Source organism: Candidatus Poribacteria bacterium (assembly GCA_028820845.1).
GTDB lineage: Bacteria > Poribacteria > WGA-4E > WGA-4E > WGA-3G > WGA-3G.
The window spans coordinates 57,226-74,183 of sequence record JAPPII010000076.1 but is presented as its reverse complement, the minus strand read 5'-3'; the positions used below and the strand labels follow the sequence as shown (position 1 = coordinate 74,183).

The following is a 16,958-nucleotide window of genomic DNA, read 5'->3' as shown; positions in this document are numbered from 1 at the left end:
TACCCAAAAACGTTTCTGACATAGATTACAGCATTTTTCTCCAAAATAGACGACTTTTTTTGCCGCTGGCAACTTCAGCGCAACTGACAAAATACTGATTTGGCAGTAGGATGATGAGGACTGTTGTATGAAAGTTTTGAAAAAAATGAGATATATCTTCGGTGTGCTGCTGGTAGTGCCCCTGCTCTTCAGCGGCACGCCCGTAGTACATGGATTCGCGACAGACGGCTTTTCACCGCATCACCTTGAAGTGAAAGTGTTGATGCCCCATATTTTCAAACCGCAGTGGAAGATCGGATACCGTTATCACATAGATTGTAAGCCAGAAGAAAGACAAAACGGCAAGGAACTGGAGGATGCTATGTCAGCCTCACTTCGGAGCTGGCTCGAGCCGCTCAAGGAACTACAACCAGGACGACCGATTGTTGATAGGTTCGTCTATGAACTACAGCCTGACTTTGACCCCAATCAATTCAATCAATTCGACCGCAATCAACCTGAAGACGTGGACAGAATAAGAGAGATATTGAGAGAGGAATTCGGAGACATCGATCTGCGGGTGACTTTCGAGTGCACACTAGCCCCCACATCCTTTGCTCGGATAGGGGAGCTTTTCCCACCTATGGTAGTCATGCGAATGGGGACGACAGAAGTTACGCCTATGATGCTCGCTGTCCTTACCCATGAGTTTGGGCATGCCTTCGGTTTGCTTGATACTTATGTTGTTCATCCTGACGCTCTGCCTAGTCTAGGTGGGTTGAAGCAGACAATAGGCACGCAGCCAGCATCAGTGATGGCAGCATTGCTTGACGATAACCCGCTAACCATCGGCGAAGACGACAAGCGTGGCATCATCTGGCTTTATAAATACCATCATGAAAACCTTGCTCCAGGTGATTGTTTCTTTGATGACTACGTTTCTGTAGAGTACGGAAGAACGACAGGTGGTTGCGAGCCCAGATACCCGTTTATCTTTGAGACCAAACACAATCCTCCTGAATATGCACTGCAATTACTTGAGGATGACCCCGCCATTGACATCAATGCACAGGATGTAGGTGGAATGACTGCGCTGCACTATGCTGTCATGTATGAAAAGGTGGAGATCGTCCAAGCCTTACTCGCTCATGAGGACATCAAGCCCTCACTCAAGAACAAACAAGGTCAGATACCTCTCGACACCGCACATGCAGCTAATCATATCGCCATTATCAACATGTTTCCCAAAAACAAGCAAGACCATACACCCCTCGACGTTGCACCTGGAACTAATCTCACAACGACCTGGGGAGCAATGAAGCAGCAATGAACTCGACATCGCACGTGCAGCTAATCACATCGCCATTATCAACATGTTTCCTGAACTACCGCGGCGCAAAGAAGATGTCAACACTGTTTCCGATCTTTCTCTTGCTTCTGTTTTCAGGAGTTCCCTGTCGCCAAGTTTCGCACAAGAATACACACGGTAACGACTTTTTTGCCGCTGGCAACTTCAGCGCAACTGGCAAAATACTGATTTGGCAGTAGGATTATGAGGACTATTGTATGAAAGTTTTGAAAAAAATGAGATATATCTTCAGTATGCTGCTGGTAGTATCCCTCCCCTTCAGTGTCACGCCCGTAGTACATGGATTCGTAACGACAGGGCATTCGGAGGGCGCGTTTCCGTTGGACGAATACAAGTTACTCATTACCAAGGTTCATAAGCCGCAGTGGAAGATCGGATACCGTTATCACATAGATTGTAAGCCAGAAGAAAGACAAAACGGCAAGGAACTGGAGGATGCTATGTCAGCCTCACTTCGGACATGGCTCGAGCCGCTCAAGGAACTACAACCAGGACGACCGATTGTTGATAGGTTCATCTACGAACTACAGCCTGACTTCGACCCCAATCAATTCAATCAATTCGACCGCAATCAACCTGAAGACTTGCAGAGAATATGGGAGATATTGGGAGAGGAATTCAGAGAGATCGATCTGCGGGTGACTTTTGAGTGCACTCCAGGAATATCCTTTGCCGGGATAGGGCTGCTTTTCCCACCCAAAGTAGTCATGCGAGTGGGGACAAAAACCACACCCCGTATGCTCTGGGTCCTTAACCATGAGTTTGGGCATACCTTCGGCTTGAGTGATACTTATGCTCGTGTGGGAGTTATGCGTAGTCGGGGTGGGTTGAAGTGGACAACAGGCACGCAGCCAGCATCAGTGATGGCAGGATACAGGTTTGGCGATACACCGCTAGCCATCGGCGAGGACGACAAGCGTGGCATCGTCTGGCTTTACAAATACTATTACGAAAACCTTGCCAAAGATGATTGTTTCTTTGATGACTATGTTTCTGTAGATTACGGAAAAGGGGTAGGTGGTTGCGAGCCCAGATACCCGTTTATCTTTGAGACCAAACACAATCCTCCTGAATATGCACTGCAATTACTTGAGGATGACCCCGCCATTGACATCAATGCACAGGATGTAGGTGGAATGACTGCGCTGCACTATGCTGTCATGTATGAAAAGGTGGAGATCGTCCAAGCCTTACTCGCTCATGAGGACATCAAGCCCTCACTCAAGAACAAACAAGGTCAGATACCTCTCGACACCGCACATGCAGCTAATCATATCGCCATTATCAACATGTTTCCCAAAAACAAGCAAGACCATACACCCCTCGACGTTGCACCTGGAACTAATCTCACAACGACCTGGGGAGCAATGAAGCAGCAATGAACTCGACATCGCACGTGCAGCTAATCACATCGCCATTATCAACATGTTTCCTGAACTACCGCGGCGCAAAGAAGATGTTAACAGTGATGGTGTAGTCAACATTTTAGATTTAGTGAACAGCGAGGAGGTTCATGCAGCAGACACTGGTTTCGATATTTTTCTTGCTTCTGTTTTCAGGGGTATCCCCGTCTACAGGTTTCGCACAAGAACACACACGGTTCAGTTTACCAGACGATACCGACCCATACCTAAAAAAAGAGGGTAGAATCACCGCGATACACTATTCGCCAAACAACCGAGGGTTGGCAAGGAAAAACTACCGTGGGAGGCGTAAAGGCTTTATTTTTGGCTTGGGTGTCGGAGTCGGTGGGACCAGTTTTACGCAACCGCTCGCGCAATACTATTGGAGAGGGACGCAGGCAACCGACTGGTCAACCAAGCGTTTCATAAGATCCGCCCTGATCACAGAGTTGAAAATCGGACACGGACTCACCGACCAGTTCCTACTCTACTACACGAGCCGCATTTCATGGCTCCCCCTCCAACATTTCGCCAACGATACCACGGTTGCTAATGGAGCAGCCGGAATGGGGTTCATGTTTTTTCCATTCCGAAGGATAGGTCTTTACTTCGTCGGGAACATCGGATTGGCAACACTCGTAACATGGCAACCCCCGCTTACATTGGAAAATGCCAGACAGACCGGGGTTTCTGTCTCAGGCGGTATCGGTTATGAATTCTTTTCTCACTGGAGTATTGACTTCACAATGAACTCGGGGAGTGCCACGATGACGAAAGTTGATGACCCAAGGGAAATAGCACTCACAAATGAGATTGTCACTTTTTCAGTCAATCTCAGGATGCTCGCTTATTAGCACATTTTCTGGAGATGAAATCATGTGGCGAAAAAGAAGTTTTGGAACTCGGATGACTGTGCTATTGACGATAGCCGTATCGGTATGCCTGCTGAGTTGTGGGGATGAGATTGATTTTGACTTTGACCAAGAACGCACCGAGGAGCCTCTCAAATTTATTGAATTTGTCCTTTTTCCGACAGCCCCTTACATTGATAAGTCCTACATAGAAAAGATCCCAGAAGACGAAGTGGCATTTAGAAATATTGATTTTGAATCCGAAATAGAAGCGATTCAGGAGGTCTATCGTACTTTCACTAAAGCCTATCTATCAAAAGATATGAGGGCACTTTCCAAAACCTTAGACCGAGCAGCGGGAATCGAATATGGAACTAGCACTGCCACTGTCTATGGGTGGTACGATGTTAAAATTTATATTGAAGTAAATTGGGGGCTCCCCACTTTCTGGAGGGAATGCCAGAATGCTCTGAATTGGTCGCTGACCAACTTTTATATCCGTCCCAAAAATGTTAAGGTGCCTTGGACAGAAGCAAGCGCGACAGGTAACATGTTCTACTATAGGGTGGATTTTCCTCTTGTCTCTGTCTGTTACGTTGACATCGGACGTTTTTACTTCACAAAAAAATCAGGCGAGTGGCGCATTCATCAAATTGATGGGTCGAAATATTTTGCTGATGATAAATATAAAGTCCCTTGACAGGAATTCGGGAATCATACTTTTTTACTACATCCCAATCGGCACGATCCATCCGCGCGTCAACGCGGGTTTATACGCATTATCGCGTAAATAATCCGAGGTCTGCCACAAGCAAAGATGCTCGCCGTCCGGCATCCAGACAACAGCGGTCAGTTTCATAGTCGTACGGGCGATAGGGTACTTCTTACCGCTTTCAAGGTCATAAACCCAGACTTTCCAGCGGATACCCTCGCAGTCCTCACGCTCCAGATACGCCAATCGTTTACCTATTGGCGACCACGATGGCGATGTATGTTCCAGAATCTCGCTCTGCGTCTGTGCACTCACTGTTTCCGATAGATGTAACTGCTTATCAATTCGCTCTCCGGGTCGATTGCTGCCCGACAAAACATAAGCGATCTGTGTCCCGTCTGCTACCCAGTCCAATTGACGGACCTGTTGGTGCTGCGTCTGAATCTCTTTTATGCGTTGCCCTTCTATATCTTGAATACGGATACCGACGTACTTTGAACTGTGGACACCGAAAGCGACACGCGTGCCGTCGGGAGCCCAAGCGGGCGCAGACAGATAGGTATAACGCTGACGACGTTCAATCGGTACACGGGCAATCGCACTTAAACCGCTCCCGTCACTATTGACGCGATAAACAATGTCCAGCCCTTTTTCGTGTCTTCTAAATACCAAGCGGTTGGATGTTGGTGAAAATGCAGGTCCATCACCACGGGCTAATTTTTTTGTCTGTCCGAACTTCCAATCCACTGTGTAGATGTACCGTTCACCATTTTCGTCAACCTCAAATGCTACGAGTCTGCTGTCCAGCGACCAGGAGACATGTGGATTGTAAAAATTTCCGGTGTAGTACTTCCGCACCCGTTCCCCTTTTCGATCCATAATCCATAACTCGCTTGCACGCCAGTACCTACTCCTCAAATCATCCCTTTTCAAGAATGCGATTAACGCTCCATCCGGGCTCCAACGCGGGGACTCAGCACCTTCTATCAACGCCAGGCGACGTGGAGATACTTTTGACTGATTACTCAGACCGCAAAAAGTGGTGTTGAACAAGATACCGTCGGTTTCCTCAAACTCTCCAAAGCCGAATGTGTCCATCCATCCGCGAACTCCGTTTGGCAGTTCGACCTCATACCATCCCTCTGAAACCCGCATAATTGGCAAACGCGCCCCATCGTTGAGGTGTAATAGCACAGACATACCGTCTTTCGTCGCATAAACCGGTGCAGCGTCGTGTACGACGACCCCCCACCGTCTGCTCTCTTCAGGTACGCTTGCTCCGGTTGTGTTCGTAAATGCGTAAACATATCCGTCACCGGATGCTGCGTAGAGAATGCCGTCAGAGATAGCGGGCGCAGCGTCCACAAAACCACCTGTCCGGTAAGTCCAGGTTTCCGTCTGTGATGCCGAGTCAAATCCATGAATCTGTCCATCGCGTGCACCGATGTAGACAGTGCCATTTGCTGTAACGGGATAACTCTCACTCCCCGCTGTCTGCTCACGCCATACCTTCGCGTTGTGCTCTGGGAACACCGGACGAAACACGCCATTTGCACACCCATATTCAATGCCTTGGATTCGGACTGTCCGTTCCCGCATTGCCTCAAGTTCGCCTGTCCTTGCGTTCAGCAGATAGATTTTTGATCGGAATGCGCCGACGTAAACTTTGTTGTCAGCAACAACCGGTGGCGCGTCCATCCAACTTTTTGTTTTGAATTCCCACAACTTTTCGCCTGTTTGTGCGTTCAATGCATAGACTTTATTGTTCCGTGCATTGAAGTAGATCCTATCCCCGAGCACGACCGCAGAATAGCGGATAGCATCCCCCGCATCAAACACCCATTTGACTCCCCACTGTTTCGCATTTAACGCGTATAACTTCCCATCAGTTGATCCGATGTACAAGGTCCCGTTTGCAATCACTGGCGAGGCGTAAATCGGTCCACCCGTCTTAAATTTCCACAGCAATTCCAGGGGCGGCGTGAGGTTTTTATCTGGACTGACGCCAGAAAAGCCTAAATTGTGCATGAACGTATGCCAATCTTCGGCACGTGGGGGTGGTGTAACGGATGCCATCACTTCAGGAGATGCGGATTGCTCAACCGCCGACTGGCGCGATGACTCTTGCTGCGCTGAATCGCATCCCCAAACGAACAGGAACACGAGTAATGCTATGAGTTGTTTTCTGTTCCAGAGGTACACATTAATCCTTCACGAAGTGTCGGTATCTGATTTTACGATAAGATTTCTTATTAACTTATCATCTTACCATATTATTGAATAGTGTGCAACTGAAATAGTTTGCCTGATGCTTTTCGTGTAAAAGCTGCCATTAAACAATGATAGCCGTTCACATTTCCTGAAGAAAGTCGAACTGATTTGCAACTAAAAAACTGGAAAAAGATACACTATTGTTCTATCGATTTTGAATTAAGGATTGGTTCGTAGTAGGGTGATTTATCACACGTCCGACGATCAATAACGGGCAATGAATGGTTTCCCTACTACAAACTATATTTGCCTATTTTCCCTGAACACTGTAAAAATTGCGAAAAATTTGAATTTGTGGCAAATCTGTGTTAAAATTTAATTCCTATAAATGTCATACCATTTCACATTTTATTGCAAGCGGTGAACGCGAATGAACACGTTTGAATCCAAATTGGGTGAAGTCGATCCGCAGATTGTGGAAATCGCCTCTAAAGACTTGACACGCCAGCAAAATTCTCTCATGCTAATCCCATCGGAGAACTACGCCAGCCGTGCGGTTATGGAGGCGCAGAGTACTATTCTCGCTAACAAGTATGCCGAGGGCTACCCTGGTGAACGTTACTATAACGGGTGTAAGTTTATGGACGAAACCGAGTCGCTCGCGATTGCGCGCGCCAAAGCACTCTTCGGTGCCGAACACGTTAACGTCCAACCACACGCAGGCAGCCAAGCGAACATGGCGGTCTACCACGCGCTGCTCGAACCCGGAGACACGGTTTTAGGTATGTCCCTCAGTCACGGTGGACATCTCACCCATGGTGATAATGTCAACTTTTCGGGACGCTATTACAATGTTATTGCGTATGGTGTAGATGCCAAGACTGAACGTATTGACATGGCAGAGATTGCGCGGCTTGCCCAAGCGCATCGTCCAAAACTCATTGTTGTTGGGGCAACTGCTTATCCTCGACATTTCGACTTTGCGGCGTGGCGAGAGGTCGCCGATTCGGTGGATGCGTATCTACTCACAGATATAGCGCATATCGCAGGACTTATCGCAGGTGGCGTTCATCCAGACCCTGTTCCATATAGCGATGTGGTTACGACTACAACCCATAAAACCTTACGCGGTCCCCGTGGTGCCATGATTATGTGTAAATCTGAATACGCAAACCAGATTGACCGTGCTGTTTTCCCCGGTCTACAAGGTGGTCCCTTTCTTCACACAGTCGCGGCGAGAGCTGTCGCCTTCAAGGAAGCCAGCGAACCCGCTTTTAAAACATATCAAGCGCAGATTGTTAAAAATGCCAAAGCACTCGCTGCGCGGCTCATCGAAAATGGGTTCCGGTTAGTGAGCGGCGGCACGGATAATCATCTGATGCTGATCGATCTCACTTCCAAATACGAAAAACTCAGTGGACGACAAGCCGCAGATCACTTAGAAGATGCTGGAATTATCGTTAATAAAAATACCATTCCTTTCGACAAACGGAAGCCAAGAACCACGAGCGGTCTACGTATCGGGACTCCCATGATTACCACGCGCGGTATGAAAGAAGATGACATGGTTCAGGTCGCCGATTACATCGCTGAGACGCTTGAAAATAGACAAAAAGTCTCCATTAAACGCCGAATTCGGAAGAAGGTTGAGGAATTCTGCACACAATTCCCGATTTACGAGTATTTAAAATAGTTGTCGGTTATGGACTACGAAGCAGCACTTGCCTATATTGAAGCGTTCATCGACTATGAGAGAAGTCCTGACTTTGCTCGGCAGACAAGATTCTATAATCTAAATCGGATTTCGTTGTTATTGGAGCAACTCGGTAATCCGCAAGAGAGGCTGCGGGTCATCCATATTGCTGGAAGTAAGGGGAAAGGTTCGACCGCCGCACTTATTGCGTCGGTGCTTACTCGTGCAGGCTATAAGACCGGCTTGTTTACATCTCCGCATCTCATTACACCCCGAGAGAGGTGCCGAATTGATGATGAACTCATTTCGGAGGCGGCACTTGCTTTCTATATGGATAGGCTCAGGCCCGTAATTGACGCTGTTTCCGCTTCTGAGTTCGGACGCGTCTCGTTTTTTGAAATATACACCGCGCTTGCCTTTTCCTATTTCGCTGACAAAGCGACGGATTTCGCTGTTATCGAAGTCGGTTTAGGCGGCAGACTTGACGCAACAAATGTCGTCACACCTGTCACAACCGTTATTACACCGATCGGTTTGGAACATACGACGATCTTGGGCGAAACTTATGCCGAAATCGCAAGCGAGAAAGCAGAAATCATTAAACACGGGTGTCCGCTTGCACTTGCACCACAACATCCAGAAGCACAAGCCGTACTTGAAAAGATCGCCAAGGAACGGAATGCTCCAATTGTTGAAGTCAAAGATTTTATCCGAAGTGACTTTAGTACCGCTACCCCTCAGATCGTCTACAATATCGACGGTCTGCCTGTAGCACAGCACTTCGATGTGGCAACCCATTCGGAGCATTATCCGCAGCTGACTCTTCCACTTTTGGGACACCATCAATGTGTGAACGCCCTAACAGCACTCGCCGGGATTGAATGTCTGAAACGGCAAGGATATGGGATCTCGAAGGCGAGCGTTTACGCCGGATTCAAAAATGTAAAATGGGAGGGGCGGGTTCAACGAATTAAATCGATCCCGATTGTTGTGCTTGATGGTGCACACTCTCCCGTTTCAATGGAAGCCTTGTGTCGAACGCTCCGAGAAAGTTTTCAATACGATCAGATGATTTTCGTAGTGAGTTTAATGCGAGATAAGAACCTTACAGAAGTTGGTAATATTGTCTCAAAGAGTGCTGATACTGTGATTGCTACACAGGTTAGTGATAACCCGCGTGTTATGCCCGCTGAAACAATACGGAACGCATGGGCTGGGACATGCAGGAAGCTTACGGTCTGTCCAGACCCAGAAAAGGCGATTGCAAAGGCACTGTCCGATGCCTCACCTACAGATTTAATCTGTATCACAGGTTCGCTTTATCTTGTCGGCCAGGCATTGAAACAATTCTCGGTTTCGGACAGCAACAACTGGTAGCAGGGATTTCCAAATCCCAACATCAGTAGCTCTATGGCGTGAAACGGTAAAGAATATAATAAATTGAGGTGATGGTACAAATTAGGACTTACGCATGCTGCTCTTTTGTAGCACAAACTTCATAGTTTGTGGCAGGAGACTGCTGAGTTTTCCGAAAATTCTCATCTAATAGAACGGACTGCAGTCAAAATTGCGTAAGTCCTACAAATTTTTGATAAAATTTAACAAGAAAACGGTTTTAGATAGGGACCCGTATTATTGGCGAAGGTCTCAACAAAACCGAGCAGGACTCCAATTTTTAAAGAAACAAGAAAAGAGAGGTCTTTAATGCGTGAAATCAGCTGCAAAAGACGGTGGTTAAGTTGGAAAACACTTCTAACATCTCTTCCCGTTTTGAATTTAGCCACCGTAGCTTTTGCCCAAACAGAACCCCACCCGACTATCCCTACAGTGTGGTGGATTGCCCCAATCGGTTCCCTCATTGCTTTGGGATTTGCTTACTACTTCTACCGTGCCGTCATGAAACAGGATGAGGGCAACAAAGCAATGCGCGACATCGCACAATCTGTCCGTGAAGGTGCAATGGCATATCTCAGACAACAATACAAAGTAGTGGTGCTGGTTTTTGTTGTGCTTTGTCTCATTTTTCTCTTCATGGCATTCGTCCTTAATGCCCAAAACAAGGTAATCCCGTTTGCCTTTCTTACAGGCGGCTTCTTCTCAGGACTCTGCGGTTTCCTCGGCATGAAAACAGCGACTAATGCCTCCGCACGCACCACGAGTGCAGCGATGCAAGGACTCAACGCCGGATTAAAGGTCGCCTTCCGTGCTGGCGCAGTTATGGGATTGGTCGTTGTCGGGTTCGCGCTCCTTGATATCACCGCATGGTTTCTGGTCCTCTACTATCTCTTTCCCAAAATATTCCCCGGATTTCTATCTGAAGTGAATCCGCTACCGCAGATTACGGTGATTATGCTGAGTTTCGGGATGGGAGCTTCAACACAGGCGTTGTTCGCTCGCGTGGGTGGCGGAATCTATACAAAGGCTGCCGATGTCGGGGCTGACCTTGTCGGAAAAGTGGAGACAGGGCTTGCAGAGGATGACCCGCGTAACCCCGCTGTCATCGCTGATAACGTCGGTGATAACGTCGGTGATGTCGCAGGCATGGGAGCAGACCTTTATGAGTCTTACGCTGGATCAATCCTCGCAACTGCTGCCCTCGGTGTTGCCGCTGTCGCTGCAAATAATTACAACGATCTTGCGCTTCAACTTAAATACCTCGCAGCACCCATGATTATCGCTGGTATTGGGGTAATCCTCTCCATTCTCGGTATCTATCTCGTCCGGACAAAAGAGGGCGCATCAATGAGTCAGTTGATGGGATCCCTTAACTTAGGCATTAACGGAAGTGCTATAGGTATCGCGCTTGTCTCGCTGCCTGTGCTTATCTACCTTGAGCTACCCAATGCATGGCAGATTTGGGGTGCGATTGTTGCTGGACTCGTCGCAGGCTTGATTATCGGGAAAGTCACTGAAGTCTTCACGTCTCACGACTACGGTCCGACACGTGCTATCGCAAAACAGGCACAAACCGGACCCGCAACCGTGATTATTGAAGGCGTTGCGGTCGGTATGGAATCGACTGCAATCCCTGTCATCACTATCGTCACCGCGGTCGCTATCAGTTATTACCTCCCGGGCGGCATGCAGGAACCGTTGATGGGGCTTTACGGGGTCGGTATCGCTGCGGTCGGCATGCTCGCCACACTCGGTATCACGCTTGCCACGGATGCCTACGGACCCATTGCAGACAACGCTGGTGGAAATGCTGAAATGGCAGAGCTCGATAAAAGCGTCCGGGAACGCACAGATCAGTTGGACGCACTCGGAAATACCACCGCCGCAACAGGTAAAGGCTTCGCTATCGGTTCGGCAGCACTAACAGCCCTCGCACTCTTAGCCGCCTATATTGAAGAGATTCGGCACGGGCTCAGTGACCTGGCAGGACAGAAAACCCTTGAGATACCCGGTGAAGGCATGGTTGATACGGCGAAGGTTTCAATTAGCCAATTCATGGACTATTACGACGTTACCCTCATGAACCCCCAAGTTCTCATCGGACTGTTCATTGGTGCGGTGATGGCATTCTATTTCTGTGCTTTGACGATGAAAGCCGTCGGACGTGCTGCGGGTGCTATGGTCGAAGAGGTCCGCCGTCAATTCCGCGCGAAACCCGGTATTATGAAAGGTGAAGAGAAGCCAGATTATGCCCGATGTGTCGAGATTTCAACAGTTGGGGCACAACGCGAGATGATTTTTCCATCGCTCATTGCCATTGTTGTCCCCGTTGTAGTCGGCTTAGTTTTTGATGTCGGCGGGGTGCTCGGTCTACTGACGGGCGGCTTAGCAACGGGTTTCGTTCTCGCAATCATGATGGCAAACGCCGGCGGCGCGTGGGACAATGCCAAAAAATTCATTGAGGAAGGCAAACACAAAGACGAATACGGTGAAAAAGGGTCAGATGAACATAAAGCCACTGTTGTCGGTGATACCGTCGGTGACCCGTTCAAAGACACCTCTGGTCCCTCGCTTAACATTTTGATTAAGTTGATGTCTATGGTATCTGTCGTCTTTGCCGGACTCATCGCCAAGTACGGCGGCATGCTTAGCAGCTGGCTGGGTATGTAGTACACTTCATACACCTTGAATTTTAGGAGAAAATAGAAAAAATGTCCAATAAATTGAAACCCCGAAGTTATGCGATTACCGATGGTCCCGACCGCGCCGCCGCACGCACGATGCTCATGTTCGGCAACGGTGGACTCGCGCCAGAGGACCTTGACAAACCAATTATCGGGGTTGCCAATACATGGATCGAGATCGGACCTTGTAACTTTCACCTGAGACGGCTCGCCGCCAAGGTCAAAGAAGGAATTCGCGCCGCGGGCGGTACGCCTCTTGAATTCAACACTGTTAGCATTTCTGATGGCATTACCATGGGCACCGAAGGCATGAAAACCTCGCTCATCAGTCGAGAAATCATCGCTGATTCCATCGAATTGGTTTCCATCGGGAACATGTTTGATGCCGTCGTAGCGCTCTGTGGATGCGACAAAACCGTTCCCGGCACTGTCATGGCATTGGCGCGGTTAGACATTCCCTCGCTCACACTTTATGGCGGTTCAATCATGCCGGGCAAGTTTCAGGGACGTGATGTCACGATTCAGGACGTATTTGAAGCGGTCGGCCAACATGCGGAAGGCACGATAACTGTTGAGGAACTTGACGACCTGATTAGTAAAGGGTGTCCTGGTCCCGGCGCATGCGGTGGGCAATTTACTGCGAATACGATGGCGACAGCCGTTGAAATGTTAGGTATTGCACCGATGGGAAGCGGGAGCGTTCCTGCTGTCGTCGAGGATAAGGACAATGAGGCGTACAAAGCCGGGCAACTCATCATCGACATGCTCGCTGCTGACCGGCGCCCCAGTCAGATTATCACCCGTAAGTCGCTTGAGAATGCTATTACCTCTGTTGCCGCAACTGCTGGTTCGACCAACGGCGTTCTACACCTCCTCGCTATTGCGCACGAAGCACAGGTCCCGATAACACTTGAAGACTTCCACGCCATTAGTCAAAGAACTCCTGTGTTAGCCGACCTGAAGCCGGGCGGACAGTTTGTCGCGAACGATCTCTATGAAGCGGGAGGTATTCCGTTCTTGGCGAAACGCATGGCGGAGGCGGGTTTGCTTCACACCGACGAACTCACGGTCACAGGTAAAACTATTGGTGAAGAGGCGAATGCATCGACTGAAACCGAGGGACAGGTGGTCGTTAGACCCGTGGATGCACCGCTTAAACCCACAGGTGGTTTTGCTATCTTACGGGGTAACCTCGCGCCCGATGGGTGTGTTCTCAAGTTAGCCGGACAGGACAAAACCCTTCATCGTGGTCCAGCGCGTATCTTTGAGCGTGAAGAGGACACCTTCGCCGCTATTAAAGGTGGGGAGATTAAACCCGGCGACGTGGTTGTTATCCGTTATGAGGGACCCACTGGGGGGCCTGGCATGCGCGAGATGTTGGGCGTAACGGCAGCAATTGTCGGGGCGGGTTTGAGTGAAGATGTCGCCCTTTTAACAGACGGTAGGTTTTCTGGCGCGACACACGGTTTCATGATCTGCCATGTCGCGCCTGAAGCGGCAAAGGGCGGGCCCCTTGCTATCATCCAAGAGGGAGATGAAATCGTCATTGATGCTAAGGCACGCAAGCTTGACGTTCAACTCTCCGACGCGGAAATTCAGGCACGTTTTGAGCAGTGGACACCCCCTGAACCGCTTTATACCCGCGGTGTCATGGCGAAGTACGCAAACGCTGTATCTTCTGCTTCTCAAGGTGCTGTAACAGGATAACACAGAGGCATCCAAATGGATATGTTGGAAGAACTTAAAGCGCGCGACGCGCGCATCGAAAGATTGGAACATGCCCTTTTGTTAGTGTTGAGTTTAAACGTTGGGAATCATCTCGACAAGTCTTCTCAGAACTGTTTTAGCCATGTCCCGTCTTTTGCAGTAGAGCAGATGAAAACCCTTGTTGCTGAGGCTGGGACTACAGAGAAAGTCATTGAAGACCTGCTTGCTGCCTGTGAGGAGCGTTTTCGTATTGAATTGGAAGCGTTAAGTCGCTAACCTATAATTTTGCCAGAGATCTCGGCTCTAAAAATAATGAGTCCTCCTCTGGTTATCGGAGTGTGTGTCATGAGTCAACAGAAACCGATTATCCTCAACCAATCAGAACTTGATTGGGAAACTTGGGACGATCCAGACCTCGCTGCCAAGAGTCCGATCCGTTGGAAAATCCTTATATCCGGTGAACGCGGACCGAGTGGTCGGCTGTCTACTGGCATAGCAGAGATGGCTCCCGGAACCCTACTTCCCCTTCATTATCATGAACCCGAAGAGACGTATTATGTTATCAGCGGTTCCGGGTATGTAACAGTAGAGGATTGTGAGGCATCGCTCAGTGCGGGGGCATCCGTTTTCATACCCGCTAATGCCAAGCATTCGCTCCGTTGCACCGGGACCGAGAATCTAATTTTTTTATTCACGTTCGCAGCCGACCGCTTCGATGAAATCGTCTATCATTTCGATGTAGATTAGCAAGTTAGCGGTTGGAAGGTAAGTTACTGAATGTCAATATTAAAAACAACAAGTGCTAAACCTATCATTTCCAATGCAGATGCTAGCCTAATAGACATTGGCGACGGCATTGTCCGACTTGAACTGCATAGCAAGTTGAACATCATTGAAGATGGAACGCTGGAGATGTTTGAGGCAGCATTGGACGAGGTAGAAGCCAATTACGCAGGTATGATTGTCGCCACAGAAGCGAAAAACTTTTCGGTCGGACTCAACCTTATCCTTCTGCTGGAGCGTGCTAAGAACCAAGATTGGGACGCAATTTCGGCAACAGTCCGCAAACTCCAGCACGTTTGTACGAGACTTCGGAGTGTATCAAAACCTGTTGTGGCAGCGACAAAGGGCATGGCACTCGGTGGCGGGTGTGAACTCGCGTTCGGTGCTGATGCCGTGCAAGCCTTCACGGAAAGTTCCATCGGACTCGTTGAACTCCGCGTTGGACTGATCCCCGTTGGTGGTGGTACGAAGGAGATGGCACTTCGCTGTCTGGAGGGTGTAACCCTTCCCGCACCCGTCCAAACGCTATTTCCTTATGTCAATAAGGCTTTTGACACACTCCGAGACTCGAAGGTCTCTCAGAACGCAGCAGAGGCAGTCGAACTCGGTTATCTCCGACAGACGGATTCGATCTCGTCAAATCAAGAGACGCATCTTGACGATGCCAAGCAACTTGTCCTCTCAATGCACGAAGCGGGTTACCATCAACCCGAACCTCCAGAGATGTTTGTACTCGGTGAGGAAGGGATTACGCGACTTCATCTACAGACGCATCTACTTCGACAAGCGGATGCTATTGATGACTATACGCAGCACCTCGCTAATAGATTAGCGTATGTCCTCTGTGGGGGCAAACTTTCAGCCCCACAGTTTGTTGCCGAACAGTATATGCTTGACTTGGAACGCGAGGTATTTCTCAGTCTTTGTGGCGAACAAGGGACGCACGCCAGAATAGAGGCAACGCTCCAGAGAGGAAGAAAATGAAGCAGACGATCCCGAACGCCGTCATCGTATCCGCTGTACGCACAGCCGTAGGGAAAGCCGGTAGAGGTGCTCTGAAGAACACACGTCCGGACGAACTTGCCGCTGCTGCCCTCCGCGGCACAGTCGAGCGACTCCCACAACTCGATCTGGAGGCGGTGGACGACGTTATCATCGGGTGCGCCACACACGAGGGACCGCAAGGCTATAACCTCGCCCGAATCGCAAGTTTACGCGCTGGGTTTCCGGTTTCCGTGCCTGCCATCACAATCAACCGATTCTGTGCATCGGGTTTAGAAACAATCACGATGGGTGCTGAGCAGATTCTATCCGGACGTGCTGAGGTGGTTATCGCTGGTGGTGTAGAGAGTATGAGTCAGGTACCGTTCGGTGTGAACCTCTCGCCGAACCCAGCACTCATAGAACACGCACCCGATGCCTATCTCAGCATGGGTTTGACGGCTGAAAATCTGGCGCGGAAATATAGTATATCTCGTGACGCACAAGATGCTTATGCTTATCAGAGCCACCGCAAGGCAATCGCCGCGATTGATTCGGGTAAATTCCAAAAAGAAATTGTCCCGCTCAAGATAGAAGAGACACACTTTAACTCAGCAGAAACGCCTGAAACTGTGCGTACTGTTTTTGATATCGATGAAGGACCGCGTCGGGATACTTCATCAGAGGCGTTGGCATCGCTCAAGCCTGTTTTTCATAAAGACGGTACAGTGACGGCTGGTAATGCCTCGCAGATGAGCGACGCTGCTGCCGCTGTCGTCCTGATGTCTGAGGCACGCGCGAAAGCGGAAGGTTACGAACCCTTAGTCCGTTTCGTCAGTTACGCGACAGCCGGTGTTCCTCCTGAAATCATGGGGATCGGACCCGTGCCCGCAATCCCAAAGGCACTCACATCCGCAGGACTCACTTTAGCGGATATAGATATTATAGAACTCAACGAAGCATTTGCCGTGCAAGCCTTGTCTGTAATTCAAGAGGTGGGATTGCCGACTGAAAAGGTAAACGTCAATGGGGGTGCAGTCGCTCTGGGACATCCACTCGGTTGCACTGGCGCGAAACTCACGGTAAGCCTGATTAATGAGATGCGTAGGCAAAATCACCAATACGGTATGGTAACAATGTGTGTCGGCGGAGGCATGGGTGCCGCCGGTATTTTTCAGATTTTTTCTTAA

The 16,958-nt window shown here is 49.2% G+C and carries 13 protein-coding genes; 12 read left to right on the top strand and 1 reads right to left on the bottom strand.

The features are described from left to right. Window positions 1–127: 127 nt before the first annotated feature. The 4 genes from OXN25_15860 to OXN25_15845 all read left to right on the top strand — a co-directional run bounded on the left by OXN25_15860 (window position 128) and on the right by OXN25_15845 (window position 4,302). Window positions 128–1,309, top strand: a complete 1,182-nt coding sequence (locus tag OXN25_15860; protein ID MDE0426328.1) for an ankyrin repeat domain-containing protein — start codon at window positions 128–130, stop codon at window positions 1,307–1,309. A 236-nt stretch (window positions 1,310–1,545) separates the two neighbouring features. Then, window positions 1,546–2,730 (top strand): ankyrin repeat domain-containing protein, encoded by a 1,185-nt coding sequence (locus OXN25_15855; GenBank protein MDE0426327.1) that lies wholly within the window; start codon window positions 1,546–1,548, stop codon window positions 2,728–2,730. 131 nt (window positions 2,731–2,861) lie between these two features. Next, entirely contained in the window at window positions 2,862–3,605 is a 744-nt protein-coding gene (locus tag OXN25_15850) for a hypothetical protein (protein ID MDE0426326.1), read from the top strand. A 22-nt stretch (window positions 3,606–3,627) separates the two neighbouring features. Further along, a complete protein-coding gene (locus OXN25_15845) occupies window positions 3,628–4,302 on the top strand; it encodes a hypothetical protein (protein ID MDE0426325.1) in 675 nt (224 codons plus the stop codon). Between the two features lie 27 nt (window positions 4,303–4,329). Here the strand turns inward: OXN25_15845 and OXN25_15840 are convergent, their stop codons facing one another. Beyond that, on the bottom strand, window positions 4,330–6,516 hold the full coding sequence (locus tag OXN25_15840; protein ID MDE0426324.1) for a PQQ-binding-like beta-propeller repeat protein: 2,187 nt from the start codon (window positions 6,514–6,516) through the stop codon (window positions 4,330–4,332). A gap of 439 nt (window positions 6,517–6,955) precedes the next feature. On the opposite strand from OXN25_15840, the gene OXN25_15835 reads away from it, so the two are divergent. The 8 genes from OXN25_15835 (at window position 6,956) to OXN25_15800 (ending at window position 16,958) form a co-directional block, all read left to right on the top strand. After that, on the top strand, window positions 6,956–8,218 hold the full coding sequence (locus OXN25_15835; protein ID MDE0426323.1) for a serine hydroxymethyltransferase: 1,263 nt from the start codon (window positions 6,956–6,958) through the stop codon (window positions 8,216–8,218). A gap of 9 nt (window positions 8,219–8,227) precedes the next feature. Further along, window positions 8,228–9,595 carry a bifunctional folylpolyglutamate synthase/dihydrofolate synthase gene (locus tag OXN25_15830; protein ID MDE0426322.1) on the top strand — a complete coding sequence of 456 codons (1,368 nt, stop codon included), beginning with the start codon at window positions 8,228–8,230 and terminating at the stop codon, window positions 9,593–9,595. 441 nt (window positions 9,596–10,036) lie between these two features. Continuing rightward, window positions 10,037–12,283, top strand: a complete 2,247-nt coding sequence (locus OXN25_15825; protein MDE0426321.1) for a sodium-translocating pyrophosphatase — start codon at window positions 10,037–10,039, stop codon at window positions 12,281–12,283. Window positions 12,284–12,324: 41 nt separating this feature from the next. Then, entirely contained in the window at window positions 12,325–14,004 is a 1,680-nt protein-coding gene (gene ilvD, locus OXN25_15820) for a dihydroxy-acid dehydratase (GenBank protein MDE0426320.1), read from the top strand. Window positions 14,005–14,019: 15 nt separating this feature from the next. Further along, the gene (locus OXN25_15815) at window positions 14,020–14,280 is read left to right on the top strand and encodes a hypothetical protein (protein ID MDE0426319.1); all 261 of its coding nucleotides are present in this window, start codon (window positions 14,020–14,022) and stop codon (window positions 14,278–14,280) included. Between the two features lie 69 nt (window positions 14,281–14,349). Then, window positions 14,350–14,751 carry a cupin domain-containing protein gene (locus tag OXN25_15810; GenBank protein MDE0426318.1) on the top strand — a complete coding sequence of 134 codons (402 nt, stop codon included), beginning with the start codon at window positions 14,350–14,352 and terminating at the stop codon, window positions 14,749–14,751. Window positions 14,752–14,781: 30 nt separating this feature from the next. Next, complete coding sequence (locus tag OXN25_15805; GenBank protein MDE0426317.1) at window positions 14,782–15,771, top strand: enoyl-CoA hydratase/isomerase family protein; 990 nt, start codon at window positions 14,782–14,784, stop codon at window positions 15,769–15,771. An 8-nt stretch (window positions 15,772–15,779) separates the two neighbouring features. Beyond that, on the top strand, window positions 15,780–16,958 hold the full coding sequence (locus tag OXN25_15800; GenBank protein ID MDE0426316.1) for a thiolase family protein: 1,179 nt from the start codon (window positions 15,780–15,782) through the stop codon (window positions 16,956–16,958).